The sequence below is a fragment of the Haloarcula salina genome, assembly GCF_010119195.1.
Lineage (GTDB): Archaea > Halobacteriota > Halobacteria > Halobacteriales > Haloarculaceae > Haloarcula > Haloarcula salina.
On record NZ_WRXL01000002.1, the window covers coordinates 164,823 to 183,166 of the forward strand.

Consider the following 18,344-nt stretch of genomic DNA (forward strand, 5'->3'; position numbering starts at 1 on the left):
TTTCGGCGTCACGTGAGCCTGCCCGGCGTCCGTCGCGGCGTGACTGCCGTCCGTCAATCAAGCAGTTCCAGGCCGCCGAACGCCACGAAACCGGTGACGACGAGGTCGACCTCATCGTGTTCGTCGTCGGCGCGAGGTCGCGAATCCTCCGCCGCGCCGAACAGCGGCAGCACGTCGATGCGGACGTTCCACTCCCGCGGGACCCGTATCTCGGTCCCGCCGAAGATGGTCGTCGTGCTCACGTGCGCCGGCGCGTCGGCGATGCCCGCGTCCCGGAGGTCGAGTTCGATGCCGCCGAACAGGGCCGTCAGGTCGGCGCTCCGGAACGCGTCGGCGGTGACGCGTCGCTCCGAACCGCCGAAGAACGCGAACAGCAGGACGTGGTCGCTCTGCTCCGCCCGCGCCTTCGCCCGGTACTGCCCGAGGAGCAGCGAGAGTCCGAACAGGACGATCAGGAGCGGCCAGAACTGCACCACGGCACTCGCCGCGAGGAGGTCCAGCGCGACCAACTGCCACGCGCCGGCGACGAGGACGACCAGCAGCGGACCCACGAGGTTACGCAGTCCGCCGGTCACCAGCGCGTAGAGGCCGAGGAGGACGAACAGCGACGGGACGTAGACGAACAGCGCGCCGAGGTCGAACAGCCCGGTGGACCGTCCGAGCAGCGCGAGACCGATCAGCACGACGATTCCGCCGAGGAGGGTCTGGGCCGTCAAACGGCGTCGGGACATGCGTCCGTTTACTCAAACGGATTACATAAATCTGTGCGGCGGCCGTTCACAGGAGCGCGAGCGTGCCGCCAGCGAGCCCGAGGGTGACGAGCAGCCGCCCCGCGCTCCCCGCGAACGTCGCCGCTCCGAAGCGGAGGTAGTCCTCCTCGAGGACGGTGAACGCGTAGATGGAGAGCGTGTCGGGGAAGAACGGGACACACAGCGCCAGCGCGAGGCCGACGTAGCCGTACTTCTTCGCCAGCTGGATGGTGGTCTTCTCGGACCACTCGATGATGTCGAACCGGGACTGCTTGATGCGACGCACGAGCGGGCCGTACTCCTTCGCTTCCTGACCGATGTGGAACGCGACGAGGCTCCCGAAGGCCTTTCCGAGGGCACTGACGACGACGATGGCCGCCAGGTTGCCGGTCGTCGAGAGGCCGAGGCGGAGCGTCTCGGCCGGGACGAGCACGACTTCGCTCGGAAGCGGCAGCACGAACGCGATGAGAAACGAGTAGACCGCGATGATGCCGAGGCCGGTCGGGCCAGTGGCCGTACAGACGGCGTCCTCGAGCGGGGTCAGGGCCGAGCCGGTCGTCGTACAGTCGCCGACGAACGCGACGAGCATCGGTGTCGAGACTACCAGGTCCACAGCACTCTCTAGCAAACAACGGGTCCTAAATGTTCGTATGTTTACTCCGGAGCGTTCTATAGTGAGTCAAACGCTCGGCTTCAGTCCGGTCACGCCAGGGCCGGCTCAGTACCACCCGAAATCTGCTACAGTCCACTCAATACCAGTCCAGGTCCGCTACAGTCCACTCAGTACCAGTCCAGGTCCGCCACGAACGACCGTAGCATCGACCGCGTCACGTGGGACACCACCTTTTTCTGCGTCGGGTGTCCTCGGCTGCACAGCAGCCTGCGGGCACCACTCCTTGAAAAACGTGGGTGAAAAAAGCCGACTGCTCGGCCGAATGCCTCGCAGTCGGGGACCGCCGCTCGCTCCGCTCGCGGCGACGTCTTTCACTCTCACCGCCGCAGTCTCTCAGTACCAGTCCAGGTCCGCCACGAACGACCGCAGCATCGACCGCGTCACGTGGGGCATACACACCACGCGCATCTCGCCCGCGCCGGTCTTCGAGACGCGCCAGCCGCGCTCACGGAGCTCGTCGGTCATCGGCATCGAGAGGTCCGCCGCGACCAGCGGGAGCTCCGGGTCGACGACCTCGTGGCCCCGGGCCGACAGCTGCTCGGCCAGCCAGTCCGCGTTGGCCATCGAGGTCTCGTACTGCTGGCGGTAGCCCGACGGCCACAGCGCCTCCATCGCCGCGACGGCCGAGGCGACGCCCGCGCCCGAGCGCGTGCCGGTCAGGGTCAGCTGGTCCGTCGATTCGAGGTACGGCGTCTCGACGGCGAGTTCGTCCAGCAGCGTCCGGTCGCGGGCCAGCAGGCCGCCGGCGGGGACCGCCGCCTGTCCGACCTTGTGGGGGTCGATGGTCATCGTGTCCACGTCGGCGTGGCCGAAGTGCCAGTCGTGGTCGGTAAAGGGGAGGTAGAAGCCGCCCCACGCCGCGTCGACGTGACAGAGCGCGTCGACGGACTCCGCGAGGTCGGCGATGGCCGGAATCGGGTCGACGTAGCCGTACTCGGTCGAGCCGGCGACGCCGACCACGCAGACCGTGTCCTCGTCGACGAGTTCGGCCATCGCGTCGATGTTGACGCGGTGGTCCCGCGCGGGCGCGGTCCGTAGCTCGACCCCGAGCACGTCCGCGGCCTTGGTGAAGGAGAAGTGCGCGTGGACGGGCGCGACGACGTTCGGGTCGTCGGTGTCGGCGCGGTTCCGGGCGACGCGGATCGCCTGGATGTTGGCCTCAGTCCCGCCCGAGGATACGTAGCCCGCGGGGTCGGTCAGCCCGGTCACCTCGCCGAGGGACTCGACGGCCTCGCGCTCCAGGTCCGCGACGGTCTCGTAGGTCCCCGGGTCGCCCGGGTTCGTTGCGAGGAAGCGCTCGGCGGCCTCGCGCGCCGCGGGGTGGGGGACGGTGCACATCGACGAAAGAATGCGGTCGAAATCCTGTGGCTCGGCCCGCTGAAGCATCTAACCTGCATATGGTGGGTCGCCGTTTTATGCGTTGTGCTCGGGGCTACCAGTTCGAGGGCCCGATCTTCTTCGTCGCCTTCGCGCGGAAACCGGCCGGGCCGATCCGGGACTCGAACACCGTCTGGCGCTCGGTGTCGAGCGCGCCGCCGAAGGAGCCGACCCGCATCGTCCGGTACGTCTCGAACCCCTTGTCGTTGGAGTAGAAGTAGACGCTGCCGTGGAGGAGTCCGTGGATGAGTTCGTCCGAGCGGACGGCGCTCGCGGGCCGGTCGAGCTTCACGAACGCGACGGTCCCCCAGTTGACGACGGCCTCGCGAAGCCCCATCAGGAACGCCACCTCGTGGTTCCTCGGGAGGCCGAACTCGGTCGCCCGTTCCAGGTCGGTCAGCGAATCCACGACGACGAGCGTGTCCGCGGCGTCGGTCACCCGCTCGCTCACGTCTTCGAGGAACTTCTCGAAGGTCTCCTCCGACGGCTCCGTCGCCGACGGGTCCGGCTCCGTCTCGGGCTGTTCGATGTCGTCGGCCGACCGCCGCGCGTCGAACAGCGGGTTCGGGACCGGGAGCAGTTCCATGTACCGCTGGGAGAAGTCCGCGACGGTCATGTTCGCCGTCAGCGCCTCGAACTGGTAGCCGTCCAGCACGGCGTCGAGTTCGCTGTAGAGGTGGTCCCGGTCGTGCGAGAGCGTGACGTACGTAACGGAGTCGGGGATCGCCGCGGTGCGGTCGGCGACGCCGTTCGGGACCATCTCCGGGCGGTGTTTCGCGAGCATCAGCGTCGCGAGGCTGGTGTAGGTGAAGGCGTCGCCGCCGGCGTCGGACGCCCCCGCCAGCAGGACCGTGCTCCCGGTCGGGATGCCCCTGACGTGGCCGTCCAGCCCCGGAATCCCGAACGGGATGTAGGAGACGCCGGAGCTGATCCCCTTGGCCGTCGATGTCGGGTCTGCAGTCATACCCGAACGACGGCAAAGAGCAGGAAAAGTCTGCTGTCCGCGACCGTCTCGATTACCGAATCGATTCCAGCAGGAGGCGCTGTTCGACGCGCTTGACCTCGTGTTGCACGTCGCGAACGGCGTCGATGTTCGGCGAGATGGAGGTGACGCCCTCGTCGACGAGGAAGTTCACCATCTGTGGCTTCGAGGCCGCCTGCCCGCAGATGCTCGTCGACACGTCGTGCTCGCGGCAGGTCCCGATGACCTGGCTCATGAGTTCGAGGACGGCGGGGTGCAGTTCGTCGAAGCGGTCGGCGACGTTGCCGTTGTTGCGGTCGACGGCGAGCGTGTACTGGGTCAGGTCGTTCGTCCCGAAGGAGACGAAGTCGACGCCGGCCTCGCAGATCTCCTCGATGGAGAGTGCGCTCGCCGGCGTCTCGACCATGACGCCCCAGTCGCGCTTCTCGGGGTCGATGCCGACCTCTTGCATGAGCGCCTTCGCCCGCAGGATGTCCTCGGCGTCGGTGACCAGGGGGAGCATCAGTTCGACGTTGTCGTAGCCGAGGTCGTACAGCCGCTCGAAGGCGCGGAGTTCGAGCTTGAATTCGCCGGGCCGGTCGAGCGAGCGGCGGATGCCGCGGTAGCCGAGCATCGGGTTGTGCTCGCTGGGCTCGTCCTCGCCGCCCTCAAGCTGGCGGAACTCGTCGGAGGGGGCATCGAGCGTTCGGACGCGGACGGGTCGCGGGTAGAACGCCTCGGCGACCGAGCGGACGCCGTCGACGATCTCGTCGATGTAGGCTCGCTCGCCGTGGTCCTCGACGTACCGCGAGGGCGTCTTGTCCGTCGAGAGGACCATGTGCTCGGTGCGCAGCAGGCCGACGCCGTCGGCCCCCGTTGCGGCGGCGCGTTCGGCGGCCTCCGGGATGGAGACGTTGACCTTGACCTCGGTCCCGGTCATCGGCTTGACCGGCGAGTGCTGCTGGACCGGTTCCTCGTCCTCCTCATCTGCTGTCTGGGGGACCTCGGCCCCCTTCTCGACCGTGCCCCGTTCGCCGTCGAGGGTGACGGTCTCGCCGTCGCGGAGCTTCTCGGTCGCGTCCTCGGCTCCGACGACGGCCGGGACGCCGAGTTCGCGCGAGACGATGGCGGCGTGACTCGTCATCCCGCCCTCGTCGGTGACGATGCCGTTGGCGCGTTTCATCGCCGGCACCATGTCGGGCGTCGTCATCTCGGCGACGATGATGTCGCCGTCCTCGACCTTGTCGAGGTTGTCGAGCTTGTCGACGATGCGGACGACGCCGGTGACGCGGCCAGGCGCGGACCCGATGCCCGAGATCCTGACCGGCTCGGACTGGCTCTGCATCGAGCCGCCGTCGGCGACGCCGGAGTCGGTGCCGTCGGGCTGGCTCTCCGCGTCGGCGGACGCGTCGGCGCTCTCAGCGCTCTCGTCGATGGTGGTGATCGGTCGCGACTGGAGCAGGTACACCTCGTCCTCGTAGATCGCCCACTCCACGTCTTGGGGCGTGTCGTAGTGGTCCTCGACGCGCTCGCCGACCTCGATGAGGCGGTGGATCTCCTCGTCGGAGAGGACGCGCTCGTTGCGCTTGTCATCGGGGACGGCGCGCTCGATGGTCTCGCCGTCGTCGCCGCGGACGCACATCACCTTCTTGTCGGCGACGGTGACTTCCTCGATCTCGCCGCTCTCGCGGTCGACGACGTAGTTGTCGGGCGAGACGGCGCCGGAGACGACCGCTTCGCCGAGCCCCCACGCGGCCTCCAAGATCGCCGTCGGGCCGCCCGTCGAGGGGTGGCTCGTGAACATGACGCCGGACTTCTCCGCGTCGACCATCTGCTGGACGACGACGGCGATGTCGACGGCGTCGTGGGCGAAGCCGTTCTCGTTGCGGTAGTAGATGGCCCGCTGGGTGAACAGCGACGCCCAGCACTCCTTGACGCGCTGGAGGAGGTCGGCGCGCGAGACGTTGAGGTACGTCTCCTGTTGCCCGGCGAAGGAGGCGTCGGGGAGGTCCTCGGCCGTCGCCGAGGAGCGGACCGCCACGTCCTCGTCGCCCATCTCGTCGTAGGCGGCCAGCAGGTCCTCGCGGACCGACGGCGGGGTGTCAGTTTCGAGGATCAGTTCCTGGGCGCGCTCGGCCGCCTCGGCCAGCGCCTGCGAGTCGTCGCTGTCGATGTCGACGGTCTCGAAGAGTTCCTCGTCGATCCCGGTTGCTTCGATGAACGACCGATACGTGTCGGCAGTGACGACGAACGCCGACGGAACGGGCAGGCCCGCCCCGGTCAGTTCTCCGAGAGACGCCGCCTTGCCGCCGACCCGCTCGAGGTCGTCGGCACCTATCTCGTCGAGCCACAGTGTTGGCATGGACTCACCTGTATCATCTCCAACGACAAGTAAGGACCTTCCGGTCTGGCTCTCGACAGCACTCGAATTCACTCGATAGCGAGTGAACCAGCCCCTCTCGACGGCGTCTCCGCTCGCCGCTCAGACCTCGATGATGTCGTCGTCGCTGGGGTCGGGGACCGAGACGGACCCGTCCAGCGCCGTCGCGCCGCGGCCGCCGACCCACACCTCGTCGCCGTCGGTGTCGACCGACACCGTCCCGGGCCGGTCCCGGAAGTGTCCCCCCTCGACGACGACCTGTTCGATGGTGGAATCGAGCGCGCCGCGGCGGCGGACGAACGCCGCGACCGCCCCCGCCGCGCTGCCGAGAATCGGGTCTTCGGTCCCGCCAGCACCGGCCCGGAAGGCTCGCCCGTGCAGCGTCGACCGGCGGGTCGCGTCGCCGCCCACCGTGTCGAAGGTGAACGGGTACACGCCGTCGGCGTCGACGGCGTCGCACAGGTCGTCGACGGCGGCGGCGTCCACCGACAGCCCGCTCAGGTGCTCGAAGTAGTTGACCGGGACGGCGAGCCAGGACTCGCCGGCGTCGGCCGTCGCGAGCGGGAGGTCCGCTCCAACGTCCTGTAGTGCCGCCGGGTCGACGCCCAGGGCCGCTGCCACCTCGTCGTACCCGAGGTCGACCTCGGTCACCGCGGCGCGGCCCAGGTCGACCCACACCGTTCCGTCCTCCTTCGTCTCCCCGTCGACCACGCCGTCGCCGGTGGCGACCGTCCACTCGCCCGCCTCGGCGAGTCCGCGCTCGGACAGCGCCGCGTGGGCGGCGACCGTCGCCGTGGCCGACCGCTCGACCTCCCCGGTCGGCGTGAAAAAGCGGAGCCGTCGGTCGGCCCCCTCGGCCGGCAGCACGAACGCCGTCGCCCGCGCCCCCAGTTCGTTGGCGACGGCCCGCAGCTGGTCGTCTGTCAGTCCCGCCGCGTCCGGCACGACGCCGGCCGGCGTCCCGACCGTCGGTTCGGCGGCGAACGCGTCGACGAGCAACGCCTGTCGGGTCTCCATGGCACGGCATTGTGTCGACCTCGGGATAACCTTTTCCGGACCACGGTTCGCGATCCCGACGGGCGACTTTTGTACGGGGGTCTCCCACCTGAAGTCATGAGTGACGACGTGGAGGTCCCCCAAAGTCACCCCCGTTACGAATCGCTGCTGACCCGCCACCGCATCGAGGCCGGCGTCGACCGCGGCATCACGTCCCGACAGGGCCTCATCGCCCAGGGCCGCGGCGAGGCCTTCGACTACCTGCTCGGCGAGCGGACCATCGACAGCGCCGACCGCGCCGAGCGGGCCGCCGCCGCATACCTCCTCTCGGCCGACCACGCCGTGATTTCCGTCAACGGCAACGCCGCCGCGCTGGTCCCCGGCGAACTGGTCGAACTGGCCGAAGTGACCGGTGCGGACCTCGAAGTGAATCTGTTCAATCGCACGGAGGAGCGGATCGAGGCCATCGCCGAGTACCTCCGCGAGCACGGCGCGAGCGACGTGAAGGGACTGACCGCCGACGGCCGCATCCCCGGGCTGGACCACGAGCGCGCGAAGGTCGACGCCGACGGCATCGGCGACGCCGACGTGGTGCTGGTCCCGCTGGAGGACGGCGACCGCGCCGAGGCGCTGGGCGAGATGGGCAAGACCGAACTCGTCGTCGACCTCAATCCGCGGAGCCGCTCGGCCGAGGTCGCGGCCGTCCCCATCGTCGACAACATCATCCGAGCGGTCCCGAACGTGACCGAACACGCCCGGGACCTCCGGGGCGACGCCGAGGCCCAGCGGGCCGCAATCGAGGGCTTCGACGCCGACAGCGCCCGCGCCGACGCGGAGCGCACCATCCGCGAGGGCGACCTGGAATGAGCCTGCCGCCGTACGTCTACGCCGACCGCCGGCTCCCCGACGAGGACACCGTCCGGGCCGAACTCGACGAGCGGACGCTGACGGAGTTCGGGGAGCGCGAGGAACTCGAACGCCTCCACCGCGTGTTCTACCCGGTGTTCGCCGTCGAGTACGCCTACGAGACGGGGAAGGGCAAGCTGTTCGGGACGGAGGAAAAGCGGGCGACGGCGTTGCTCGACGGCCTCTGGACCGACAACGACCGGGCCGTCGCCCAGTACGCCGACGGGACCGAGGACGTGGTCCGGCGCGCCACCGCCGACTACGACTTCGGCATCGGCGACCCGGCGCTCGGCCGGTCCGTCCTGCTCCAGTTCCAGGTGACCGACGACGAGGCGCGGTCGCTGCTGCCCCGGCGCGTCTCGGAGTACCGCGACCAGCGGCGGACGGCCGCCTCGGGGACAGCGAACGTGTTCCTGCGGAAGCTCCGGGAGTCCTACGGGCTCCCCGGCGACTTCGACCCGGACGGCTTCGACGCGGTGACGAGCGTCGACCGGCTGTACCTCCCGTTCTGGCTCGCCGAGTACCACACGCCGGACCGCGAGGAGGTGAAGCTCGTCACGTTCCGGGACCCCTCGGCACCTGTCGAGGACCTGAAGCGCCACGCGTGGCTCTCGCAGTTCCTCAGCGCCGACCCGCGACGGCTCGCCGAGTACGGCTACGACGTGAACCCCGACCGGCTCGAACGGAACATCCGCGAGCGCATCGAAGGGGCCACCGAGACAGACGAGTCGGCCGGCCGGGACGCCCGCGGGCGACGCGACGGGACCGCGCCGGACCGCGGTGACGGCGCGCCGACCGTCGACCACGAACGCCCCTCGGACGAGGACAGCGTGGTCCAGCCCGACGGCGTCGACCTGCGGGCCGAGCGGCTGGTCGACCCGAACCCCTCGCGGAGCTTCGCCGACGTGGGCGGAATGTCCGACCTGCTGGAGACGCTCAACCACAAGGTCGTCCGGCCGCTACAGGACCCCGAGACCTTCGAGGAGTACGGTATCGGCGTCGTCAACGGCGTCCTCCTGCACGGCCCGCCGGGCTGTGGCAAGACCCACGTCGCCGGCGCGCTGGCGGGCGAGGTCGACCACGCCTTCGTCGAGGTCAGCCCCGCGGACGTGACGAGCAAGTACATGGGCGAGCCCGCCCAGAAGGTCGAGGAGCTGTTCCAGATCGCCCGCGCGAACGCCCCATGCGTGCTGTTCATCGACGAGATCGACGGCGTCGCCGGCGCGCGCGACGGCGACAGCAACATGAACAGCAGCGAGCAACAGCTCGTGAACCAACTGCTCACCGAACTGGAGGGAATCGCCGAGGACGACGTGGTGGTCCTGGGCGCGACGAACCTCGTCGAGGATGTGGACGGCGCGATCCGCCGCTCGGGCCGGTTCGACGAGCGCGTAGAGGTGCCGCCGCCGGACGCCGAGGCCCGCCGGCAGATCCTCGACATCCACCTCGCAGGGCGGCCGACGGAGACCGACCTCGACCACGGTCCCGTCGTCGAGGAGACGGCCGGCTTCGCCGCCAGCGACGTGGAACTCGTGGCGGACGACGCCGCGCGCCACGCGCTACGAGAGGACGCCCCCATCGGGACGGCCCACCTCCTGCGGGCCGCCCGGGACATCGACACCAGCATCGCGGACTGGGTCGACCCCGAGACGGTGGCCGGGGACGGCGTCGTCCAACCGGACGGCGTCGACCTGCAGGCCGCCTCGCTCGTCGAACCAGACCCGGGACGCGACTTCGACGACGTGGGCGGAATGGGCGACCTGAAGGCGCGGCTCCGCGATGCCGTCGTCGACCCCATCGAGAACGCCGACGCCTACGACGAGTACGGCATCGACGTGCTCTCCGGCCTGCTGTTGTACGGCCCGCCGGGCTGCGGGAAGACCCACCTGGCGGGCGCGCTGGCCGGCGAACTCGGCCACAGCTTCGTCGAGATCAGCCCCGCGGACGTGACGAGCAAGTGGATGGGCGAGCCGGCGCGCAACGTCGCCGAGGTGTTCGAGATCGCCCGCGCGAACGCGCCGTGCGTGCTGTTCGTCGACGAGATCGACGGCATCGCCGGGTCGCGTCGCGGCTCGATGAACGCGAGCGAACAGCAGCTCGTGAACCAGCTGCTCACCGAACTGGAGGGCGCGGCCGAGGAGGACGTGGTCGCGGTCGCGGCGACGAACTTCGTCGAGGACATCGACGCGGCGCTGCGCCGCTCGGGCCGGTTCGACGAGCGCGTGGAGGTGCCGCCGCCGGACGCCGAGGCGCGGGCGGCGATCCTCGATATTCACCTCCGCGACCGCCCGGTGGCGGACGACATCGACCGCGCGGCCGTCGCCGGACTGAGCGCGGGCTACGCCGCGAGCGACCTCGAACTGCTGGTCGAGGACGCCGCCAGACACGCCTTCCGGGACGGCTCGGAGATCGCACAGGAACACCTCGAAACCGCCGCCCGGGAGACGCATTCGAGCATCGCCGACTGGGACGACCGGGAGCGCTACCAGCGGGCCGACGATACGGCGGACCTCGGACGCAGTCGGTGAGCGGGGACCGCGGCGGCCGCCGCGGGACGGTCGTCCGCCTCACTCAAGGTCGCCGTCGAGCGCCGCCGCCACGCGGCCCGCGAACGCCGCCGACTCGGCGAGAGCGCTCGCGGCCTCGATGTCATCGTGGACCGGCCGGTCCTCGGTCAGCGGCGGGACGACCTCGCGGACGGCGTCGTAGGCCGCCGCCGACCCGACGCCGAGGGCGAGGCCGTCGTCGACGAACTCGGCCGCCTGCGCCCCGCAGCAGAGTTCGACGCCGAGGACGGACGCGACGTTTCGGACCGCGCGCCGGGCGAACAGGGCCGACTGCGCGCTCATGCTGACGTGGTCCTCCTGATTGCCGCTGACGGGCGTGTTGTCCATCGAGGGGCGGCCGAGCGACCGGCACTCGTTGACCAGCGCCGCGGCGGTGTACTGGGCGATCATGTAGCCCGAGCGGACGCCGCTGTCGGCCGTGAGAAACGGCGGGAGGTGGGACTCCTGGAGGTTCGGATTGAGCAGCCTGTCGACGCGGCGCTCCGAGATGGCGGCGAGTTCGGTGAGCGCGCTCACGAGGTAGTCGAGGCGGAGCGCGAGCGGCGCGCCGTGGAAGTTTCCGCCCGAGAGCACGGCCGCGCTGTCGGTCCCCGAGGCCCGGTCGTCGACTCGATCGCGGGCGAACACCAGCGGATTGTCAGTCGCGCTGTTGAGTTCGACTTCGACGGCCTCGCGGAGGTGCGAGACGGCGTCACGGACCGCGCCGTGGACCTGCGGGAGACAGCGGAAGGAGTAGGCGTCCTGCACGCGGTCGCAGTTCCGGTGGGACTCGACCACGTCGGAGTCGGCGGTGAGGCGGCGGACGTTCCGCGCGCTCGCGGCCTGGCCCGCGTGGGGCCGCACGGCGCTGACGGCCTCGTGGGACGGGACCGTCGAGGCCAGCGTCACCTCCGTCGAGAGCGCGCCGGCCACGTCGGCGGCGCTCACCAGCCGCTCGGCGTCAACGAGGGCGAGCGCGGCCAGGCCGACCGTCACCTGCGTCCCGTTGACGAGCGCCAGTCCCTCCTTGGCCCGCAGGGTCACCGGCTCCAGTCCGGCGGCCGCGAGCGCGTCAGCGCCGTCGAGTCGCTCGCCGTCGACGTCTGCCTCGCCCTCCCCGATGCAGACCAGCGAGAGGTGGGCGAGGGGCGCGAGGTCGCCGCTCGCGCCGAGGCTGCCCCGCGAGGGGACGACGGGCGTGACGCCAGCGTTCAGCATCGCCACCAGCAGGTCCACCACCGCCTCGCGGACGCCGGAGTAGCCCTTCGCGAGCGTGTTCGCGCGGGCCACCGTCGCCGCGCGGACCTCCTCGCGAGTGAGTTCGCGGCCGACGCCGGCGGCGTGGCTCCGCAGGAGGTTCGCTTGGAGGGCTTCGAGTTCGTCGGCCGGGATTCGCTCGTCCACGAGGTCGCCGAAGCCGGTGTTGACGCCGTACACCGCCTCGCCGCTCCCCAGGACGCTCTCGACGCGCTCGCGGGACGCCCGGATCTCCTCGCGGGCCGCGTCGGCGATCGCGACGGTCGCGTCGTCCCGCGCGACGGCGACCACGTCGGCGGGGGAGAGCGATTCCCCGTCGAGGACGACCTCGGCCGTGGTGTCGTCTGGCATGCTACCCACTACGGCCCCGAGGACTGATACGTTGGGGTACCGCTCTCTGCGACGACCGCGCCGCCCTTGAGGACGGTGTCGACGACGTTCGTCCCGTACTGGTAGGGGACGTGGACGTGCGTCGGCGCGTCGAGCACGAGCGCGTCGCCCGGCGCGCCCGCGCGGAGCGTTCCGAGACCGTCGGTGCGGTCGAGCGCGAGCGCGGCGTTGCGCGTCCCGGCGATCAGCGCCTCGGCCGGCGTCAGCCCCATCTCGACGCAGGACAGCGACAGCGCGAACCCCACGCTGTGGCTGTGGCAGTTCGGATTGAAGTCCGTCGCGACGGCCGCGGGCGCACCGGCGTCGAGGAACGCCTCGGCGTCGGCGTACTCGGCTCCGAGGCCGAACGCCGTCCCGGGCAGGAGAACGGGCGTCACGCCCGCCTCGACCAGCGCCGCGATGTCGTCGTCAGTGGCGTGCAGGAGGTGGTCGGCGCTCGCGGCCCCGAGTTCGGCCGCCAACTGGGTCCCGCCGAGATGCGCCAGTTCCTCGGCGTGGACCTTCGGCGTCAGCCCGGCCTCCCGCCCCGCGTCGAGGACGCGGCGGGACTGCGCGACGGAGAAGACGCCCTCCTCGCAGAACACGTCGCAGAACTCGGCGATCCCCTGCGATTCGACGGCCGGTATCTGCTCGTCGACGACCTCGTCGACGTACTCGTCGGCGTCGCGGCCCTCCGGCACGGCGTGTGCGCCCATGAAGGTCGGCACCACGTCGACCGGGTGGGCGTCGTCCGCGCGCTCGGCGACCCGCAGCATCCGAAGCTCCGTCTCGGTGTCGAGGCCGTAGCCAGACTTCACCTCCACCGTCGTCGTCCCGTGGGCGAGCATCGTATCGAGATGGCCGAGGAGGTTCGAGAGGAGCGTCTCGTCGTCGGCCTCCCTGACGGCGCGGACCGTCCGGAGGATGCCCCCGCCCTCGGCGAGGATGTCCTGGTAGGACTTCCCGCGCAGTTTCGCGGCGAACTCGTCGGAGCGGTCCCCGGCGAACAGCGCGTGGGTGTGCGGGTCGACGAATCCCGGCAGGACGGCCCGCCCGCTCGCGTCGACGGCGGTGGCGGCGTTCTCCGGCGGGTACTCCCGCGTCACCTCCTCGGTCGGCCCGACGGCGGCCACCGACCCGTCGACCACGGCGAGCGCGCCGTCCGAGACGGTTTCGAGGCCGCGGCCGCGCTCGTCCGGGCCGACCACGAGTTCGTTCGCGCCGTGGACCACGGCGTCGAGGCCGGTCATCGGGCCGCCCCCAGTCCGGAGAGGAAGTGCGCGACGGCGCGGGCACCGACGCGGGCCGTCCGGGTCCCGTCGTCCAGCGGCGGCGCGCACTCGACGACCTCGAAGCCCGCCACGCGGGGGTCGCCGGCCACGCGGCCGAGCATCCGAAACAGCTCTCGAGTCGTGAGGCCGCCGGGTGTCGGCGCGCTCACGCCGGGCGCGGCCGCCGCCTCCAGCACGTCGAGGTCGAGGCTGACGTAGACGGCGTCCACGTCGCCCAGCGCGGCCAGCGCCTCGTCGACCGCGCCGAGCGGGTCACCGCCCACGGCGTCTGGCGGCAGGACGCGCCCGCCCTGCTCGGCGAGGTAGTCGTGGTACGCCGTCGAGGTCTCGAAGTGGCGCGCGCCGACGACGGCCAGCGTGTCGAGGCCGGCGCGGTGGAGCTGTCGGTACGGCGTCCCGCTGGTCGGGGCGTCCCGGACCGCCCGGCAGTCGAGGTGCGCGTCGAAGCTGATCGCCCCCACGGTCGAGTGCGTCAACAGGGGCGCGGCGTTGGGGACCGTCAGGGAGTTGTCGCCGCCGAGGAACACGGGCACGGTGTTCGTCGCGTGGATATCGGTGGTCACCGATCGGACGGCGTTCTGGACGCGCTCGACGCCGCCGGGCGGAATCTCCACGTCGCCGAGGTCCGCGACGGAGTCGACCGCGCCGCGCTCGACGTGGTGGGTCTTCGTCCCGGCGAGTTCGCGGCGGATGGCCGCCGGCCCCTCTCGCGCACCCGGGCGACCGATGACGGCTCCGTCGTAGGGTTCGCCCACCAGCACGGCGTCGTACTCGCCGGCGCTGTCGAGGTCGGCCGCCTCGACCACGTCGCCGAACTGCTCGTCGTTCGGGTCGCTCGACGGCCCCTCCCACGGCGCGGGGTCGGTCAGTCCCGTCATCGCTCGCGCTCGTCCTCGCGGTCGCGCATCGGGACGGCCACGCCGTGGGCGTCGGCCACGTCCTCGGCGACCTCGTAGCCGGCGTCGGCGTGGCGGATCACGCCCATGCCGGGGTCCGTGGTGAACACGCGCCGGGCCTTCTCGGCGGCGAGGTCGGACCCGTCGAGGACGACGTGGTTGTTGGTGTGCAGGGCGTTGCCGATGCCCACGCCGCCGCCGTCGTGGACGCTGACGATGTCCGCGCCGGCCGCGCAGTTCAGCAGGGCGTTCAGGATGGGCCAGTCCGCGACCGCGTCGGACCCGTCCTTCATCGCCTCCGTCTCGCGGTTCGGCGAGGCGACGCTCCCGGCGTCGAGGTGGTCGCGCGTGACGACGACGGGCGCGGAGATCTCGCCGTCGGCGACCAGTTCGTTGATGCGCAGGGCGAAGCGGGCGCGCTCGGTCAGGCCGTCCTCGGTCGCGTAGCCGAGCCAGCACACGCGCGAGGGGAGGCCCTGAAACGACACCCGCTCCTGTGCGAGGTCGATCCAGCGGTGCAGGTCGTCCTTTTCTGGGAACAACTCCTTGACGGCCTCGTCGGTCCGGTGGATGTCCGCGGGGTTTCCCGAGAGCGCGGCCCAGCGGAAGGGCCCCTTCCCCTCGCAGAACAGCGGGCGGATGTACGCCGGGACGAAGCCGGGGAAGTCGAAGGCCGCGTCGAGGTCGCGGTGGTCTTCGACCTGCCCCCGGATGTTGTTGCCGTACTCGAAGGCGATCGCGCCGCGCTCTTGCATCTCGAGGATGCCATCGACGTGGCGCTCCATCGTGTCGAGGCTCTCCTCGACGTAGGTCTCGGGGTCACGCTCGCGGAGGGCGTCGGCCTCCGCGACGGTGTGGCCCGACGGGTAGTAGCCCTCGAGTTCGTCGTGGGCGCTGGTCTGGTCGGTGACCACGTCCGGAACGAAGTCCCGTTCGAGCATCGCCTCCAGCATGTCGGCGGCGTTCGCGTGGACGCCGACGCTGTAGGGCTCGCCGTTGTCGGCGGCCTCGCGGGCGCGCTCGATGGCCTCGTCCAAGTCGTCGGTCTTCTCCTGGCAGTAGCCCGTCTCGATGCGGCGGTCGATGCGCTCCTCGTCGACCTCGGCGGCGATGCAGACGCCGTGGTTCATCGTCACCGCGAGCGGCTGTGCGCCGCCCATCCCGCCGAGGCCGCCGGTGACGACGATTTTCCCGCGCAGGCCGTCGTTGCCCGGGTAGTGCTCGCGCGCGAGGGCGGCCAGCGTCTCGTAGGTCCCCTGGATGATGCCCTGGGTGCCGATGTAGGCCCACGAGCCCGCGGTCATCTGGCCGTACATGATGAGGCCCTTCGCTTCGAGTTCGTGGAAGTGCTCCCAGGTGTCCCACTTCCCGACGAGGTTGGAGTTGGCGATGAGGACGCGGGGCGCTCGCTCGTGGGTCTCGAAGCGGCCGACCGGCTTGCCGCTCTGGACCAGCAGCGTCTCGGTGTCGCCGAGGTCCCGGAGTTCGTCCATGATCGCGTCGTAGGCGTCCCACGAGCGGGCCGCGCGGCCGGTACCGCCGTAGACGACGAGGTCCTCGGGCCGCTCGCCCACCTCGGGGTCGAGATTGTTGTTCAGCATCCGGAGGGCGGCCTCCTGTCGCCACCCCTCGCACTCGATGTCCGTCCCGGTGGGCGCGCCCCGGTACTCGCGCCACTGCTCGGAGGGAGTGCCGATGCCGTTCGCGTCGTCGGGTGCTGACTGCTGTGCCATACCACGACAAAGGGTCGCGAGCGTGATAGCGACCCCGCACCGCTCGGAAGTGTTTTTAAATATCCCTGTGAAACGATAGCTATGTACGAGGCGGTGTTCCGGGTGTACGGCGACGGAGCTTACGAGGCGGCGACGGACGGGACCGGGACCGTCGTCGAGCTGTGGTGCAACGACCACAGCGACCTGCTGCACGTCAGCGGCCGCGACGCGGACGCCGTGCTCGCCGAGGTGCGCGAGACGGTCGGTATCGGCGAGCGCCTGGAGAAGGGCGACGAACAGGTGCTCGTCACCGAGGACTGCCTGAAATCCCACCTCGACAACAACGTCGAGCGCTACCTGGCGAGCGAGGGGTGTCTGCTCGTCCCGCCGCTGAAGTACGCGGAGGGCGGGAAGCTGGTCCGGGCGCTGGCGCTCAGCGCCGACTCGCTGTCGGGGGTGTACCGCTCGCTGGCCGCCGAGTTCGACGTGACGGTCGAGTCCAAGCGCGAGGTGCAGTCGGTGACGCCGGACGCCCCGCTGCTGACGGTCGGCGCGGTGCTCCCGGACCTCTCGCCGCGCCAGCGCGAGGTGTTCCTGGCGGCGTACGAGGACGGGTACTACGAACTGCCCCGCGAGACGACGACCGAGGCCGTCGCGGAGCGCGTGGGCGTGCAGCGCCGAACCGCGGAGGACCACCTGCGACGGGCGGAGAAGAAGCTGGCCGAGGCGCTGGTGGAGTACCTATAGGAAGCCCAGCGCGGCCAGCGCGTGGGTGATGCCGGCGACGAGCGGGACGAGGATGACCGTCCGCATGACGAACAGCGCGACGAGGTCACGGAAGCGGATGGGGACGTCGCTGAACATGTCCATCATCATCGGGCCGACGCTGGAGAAGAAGATGAGCTGGGAGACGGCGAGGACGCCGACGAAGAACTTCGCCTTCGTCGCCGTCTCGGTCACCAGCAGGACAGGGACGTACATCTCGGTGATGCCGACGATGGTCGCGGGCGCGACCACCTCGGCGTTCGGGATGCCGAGCGCCGCGATGATCGGCGTCAGCGGGCGACCGAGGATGTCGAACACCGGCGTGTGCGCCGACAGGAGCGTGGCCGCGAGGCCGACTGCGAGGATGGTACCGAGAATGAGACTCGTCAGCTTCAGCCCGTCGACGAAGCCGCGCTTCGCCGCCTGCGCGAACGTCTCGCCCTCCGCGGCCTTCCCGACGGCCTCGCTGATCGCGAGCCTGACGTAGTCCGTCGGCGACCCGGAGAACGCGACCTCCGGGTCCGGCTCGGCGATGTACTCCTCCGGCATCGTCGAGATGGGCGGGAGACGGACGAGGATGGCCCCGGTGACGACGACACAGAGGAAGTACGCGCCGAAGATCAGCGGGAACTGGGGCAGCATCTCCAGCGTGGCGGCGACGACGCCGACGAAGCCGATGGACACCGTCGAGAAGCACGTCGCGATGGTGAACACGTCGCGCTTGTGGTAGCCGCCCTGTTCGAAGACGTTCCGCGTCACGTAGAGGCCGACGCTGTAGGAGCCGACCCACGAGGCGAGGCTGTCGAGCGCAGCCCGGCCGGGCACCTTGAACAGCGGGCGCATGACGGGGCGGGCGAGCGTCCCGACGAACTCCAGGCCGCCGAGTTCGACGAAGATGGTGATGAAGACAGCGCCGATGGGGATGATGACGCCGACGCTGTAGACGAGCGTCCCCCACATCAGGCCGCCGGTGCCCGGCGTGTGGAGCCACTCGGGGCCGAGCTTGAGAAACATCACGGGCGCGAGCAGCAGGCCGGCGACCCGGAGCGCCCAGAAGACGCCCGAGGTCTCGAAGTACGACAGGTCGTAGCCCGCGACGTCCTCGTCGCCGACCATCGCCAGCGTCGTCAGTACCCCGCCCGCGGCGATGATCGCAAGCGAGTAGACGCCGACGGCGGTCGGGAACGTCTCGGTGACCGCGCTGACGACGATGTCGAACGGTACCGTGACCTCGCCCTGATAGGGCACGGGCAGGAGGAAGAACACGCCGCCGACGAGGAAGGCGACGAGGAACTTCACCACCGGCCGCGCGTCGTACTCGTGGAGATCGATGTCGTCGATGTCTCTGGCGCTCGGTTCCGTGTCGACCGTGTACGTCCCGCCGGTTTCGGTAGACATTACCACACACTACCCCTGTTCGGCCGTTAGTCCTGAAACCACCGTGTGGGGGTGGGTTTATACGTAA

Annotated in this window: 14 protein-coding genes; 3 read left to right on the plus strand and 11 right to left on the minus strand. The window is 70.4% G+C overall.

Annotation, left to right across the window (positions count from 1 at the left end):
* Positions 1 to 53: 53 nt before the first annotated feature.
* The 6 genes from GM656_RS05770 to GM656_RS05795 all read right to left on the minus strand — a co-directional run bounded on the left by GM656_RS05770 (position 54) and on the right by GM656_RS05795 (position 7,157).
* Positions 54 to 731: a LiaF transmembrane domain-containing protein gene (locus GM656_RS05770; RefSeq protein WP_162412719.1), complete on the minus strand. Its 678-nt coding sequence runs from the start codon at positions 729 to 731 to the stop codon at positions 54 to 56.
* Positions 732 to 777: 46 nt separating this feature from the next.
* Positions 778 to 1,362, minus strand: a complete 585-nt coding sequence (locus tag GM656_RS05775; protein WP_174242942.1) for a YqaA family protein — start codon at positions 1,360 to 1,362, stop codon at positions 778 to 780.
* 393 nt (positions 1,363 to 1,755) lie between these two features.
* The gene (mfnA, locus tag GM656_RS05780; RefSeq protein ID WP_162412720.1) at positions 1,756 to 2,808 is read right to left on the minus strand and encodes a tyrosine decarboxylase MfnA; all 1,053 of its coding nucleotides are present in this window, start codon (positions 2,806 to 2,808) and stop codon (positions 1,756 to 1,758) included.
* 46 nt (positions 2,809 to 2,854) lie between these two features.
* Positions 2,855 to 3,763, minus strand: a complete 909-nt coding sequence (locus GM656_RS05785) for an RAD55 family ATPase (RefSeq protein WP_162412721.1) — start codon at positions 3,761 to 3,763, stop codon at positions 2,855 to 2,857.
* Between the two features lie 52 nt (positions 3,764 to 3,815).
* Entirely contained in the window at positions 3,816 to 6,122 is a 2,307-nt protein-coding gene (gene ppsA / locus GM656_RS05790; RefSeq protein ID WP_162412722.1) for a phosphoenolpyruvate synthase, read from the minus strand.
* A 120-nt stretch (positions 6,123 to 6,242) separates the two neighbouring features.
* Positions 6,243 to 7,157 (minus strand): PhzF family phenazine biosynthesis protein, encoded by a 915-nt coding sequence (locus GM656_RS05795; protein WP_162412723.1) that lies wholly within the window; start codon positions 7,155 to 7,157, stop codon positions 6,243 to 6,245.
* A 96-nt stretch (positions 7,158 to 7,253) separates the two neighbouring features.
* Between GM656_RS05795 and GM656_RS05800 the strand changes: the two genes are divergently transcribed.
* The gene (locus GM656_RS05800; RefSeq protein WP_162412724.1) at positions 7,254 to 8,003 is read left to right on the plus strand and encodes a 4-phosphopantoate--beta-alanine ligase; all 750 of its coding nucleotides are present in this window, start codon (positions 7,254 to 7,256) and stop codon (positions 8,001 to 8,003) included.
* Entirely contained in the window at positions 8,000 to 10,570 is a 2,571-nt protein-coding gene (locus tag GM656_RS05805) for an AAA family ATPase (RefSeq protein ID WP_162412725.1), read from the plus strand. The genes GM656_RS05800 and GM656_RS05805 overlap by 4 nt, the downstream gene beginning before the upstream one ends.
* Positions 10,571 to 10,609: 39 nt before the next feature.
* Here GM656_RS05805 and hutH read toward each other — a convergent pair whose 3' ends face one another.
* Genes hutH through hutU form a run of 4 tightly spaced genes read right to left on the minus strand, consistent with a single transcriptional unit; the run spans position 10,610 to position 16,135 of the window.
* Entirely contained in the window at positions 10,610 to 12,196 is a 1,587-nt protein-coding gene (hutH, locus tag GM656_RS05810) for a histidine ammonia-lyase (RefSeq protein ID WP_162412726.1), read from the minus strand.
* Positions 12,197 to 12,204: 8 nt separating this feature from the next.
* On the minus strand, positions 12,205 to 13,464 hold the full coding sequence (gene hutI / locus GM656_RS05815; RefSeq protein ID WP_162412727.1) for an imidazolonepropionase: 1,260 nt from the start codon (positions 13,462 to 13,464) through the stop codon (positions 12,205 to 12,207).
* Complete coding sequence (gene hutG / locus GM656_RS05820) at positions 13,461 to 14,384, minus strand: formimidoylglutamase (RefSeq protein ID WP_162412728.1); 924 nt, start codon at positions 14,382 to 14,384, stop codon at positions 13,461 to 13,463. The genes hutI and hutG overlap by 4 nt, the downstream gene beginning before the upstream one ends.
* On the minus strand, positions 14,381 to 16,135 hold the full coding sequence (gene hutU, locus GM656_RS05825; RefSeq protein WP_162412729.1) for a urocanate hydratase: 1,755 nt from the start codon (positions 16,133 to 16,135) through the stop codon (positions 14,381 to 14,383). The genes hutG and hutU overlap by 4 nt, the downstream gene beginning before the upstream one ends.
* Before the next feature lie 81 nt (positions 16,136 to 16,216).
* On the opposite strand from hutU, the gene GM656_RS05830 reads away from it, so the two are divergent.
* The gene (locus GM656_RS05830; RefSeq protein WP_162412730.1) at positions 16,217 to 16,861 is read left to right on the plus strand and encodes a helix-turn-helix domain-containing protein; all 645 of its coding nucleotides are present in this window, start codon (positions 16,217 to 16,219) and stop codon (positions 16,859 to 16,861) included.
* Here GM656_RS05830 and GM656_RS05835 read toward each other — a convergent pair.
* Positions 16,856 to 18,277 carry a YjiH family protein gene (locus GM656_RS05835; protein ID WP_162412731.1) on the minus strand — a complete coding sequence of 474 codons (1,422 nt, stop codon included), beginning with the start codon at positions 18,275 to 18,277 and terminating at the stop codon, positions 16,856 to 16,858. The two genes, GM656_RS05830 and GM656_RS05835, sit on opposite strands and share 6 nt — an antisense overlap.
* Between the last annotated feature and the right edge of the window lie 67 nt (positions 18,278 to 18,344).

Excerpts from the sequence above, each read along its gene's own strand:
- GM656_RS05835 (WP_162412731.1), bottom strand. The coding sequence starts at position 18,277 with ATGTCTACCGAAACCGGCGGGACGTACACGGTCGACACGGAACCGAGC.
- GM656_RS05800 (WP_162412724.1), top strand. The coding sequence starts at position 7,254 with ATGAGTGACGACGTGGAGGTCCCCCAAAGTCACCCCCGTTACGAATCG.
- hutG (WP_162412728.1), bottom strand. The coding sequence starts at position 14,384 with ATGACGGGACTGACCGACCCCGCGCCGTGGGAGGGGCCGTCGAGCGAC.
- mfnA (WP_162412720.1), bottom strand. The coding sequence starts at position 2,808 with ATGCTTCAGCGGGCCGAGCCACAGGATTTCGACCGCATTCTTTCGTCG.
- ppsA (WP_162412722.1), bottom strand. The coding sequence starts at position 6,122 with ATGCCAACACTGTGGCTCGACGAGATAGGTGCCGACGACCTCGAGCGG.
- hutH (WP_162412726.1), bottom strand. The coding sequence starts at position 12,196 with ATGCCAGACGACACCACGGCCGAGGTCGTCCTCGACGGGGAATCGCTC.
- GM656_RS05770 (WP_162412719.1), bottom strand. The coding sequence starts at position 731 with ATGTCCCGACGCCGTTTGACGGCCCAGACCCTCCTCGGCGGAATCGTC.
- GM656_RS05795 (WP_162412723.1), bottom strand. The coding sequence starts at position 7,157 with ATGGAGACCCGACAGGCGTTGCTCGTCGACGCGTTCGCCGCCGAACCG.
- GM656_RS05805 (WP_162412725.1), top strand. The coding sequence starts at position 8,000 with ATGAGCCTGCCGCCGTACGTCTACGCCGACCGCCGGCTCCCCGACGAG.
- hutI (WP_162412727.1), bottom strand. The coding sequence starts at position 13,464 with ATGACCGGCCTCGACGCCGTGGTCCACGGCGCGAACGAACTCGTGGTC.
- GM656_RS05785 (WP_162412721.1), bottom strand. The coding sequence starts at position 3,763 with ATGACTGCAGACCCGACATCGACGGCCAAGGGGATCAGCTCCGGCGTC.
- GM656_RS05830 (WP_162412730.1), top strand. The coding sequence starts at position 16,217 with ATGTACGAGGCGGTGTTCCGGGTGTACGGCGACGGAGCTTACGAGGCG.
- hutU (WP_162412729.1), bottom strand. The coding sequence starts at position 16,135 with ATGGCACAGCAGTCAGCACCCGACGACGCGAACGGCATCGGCACTCCC.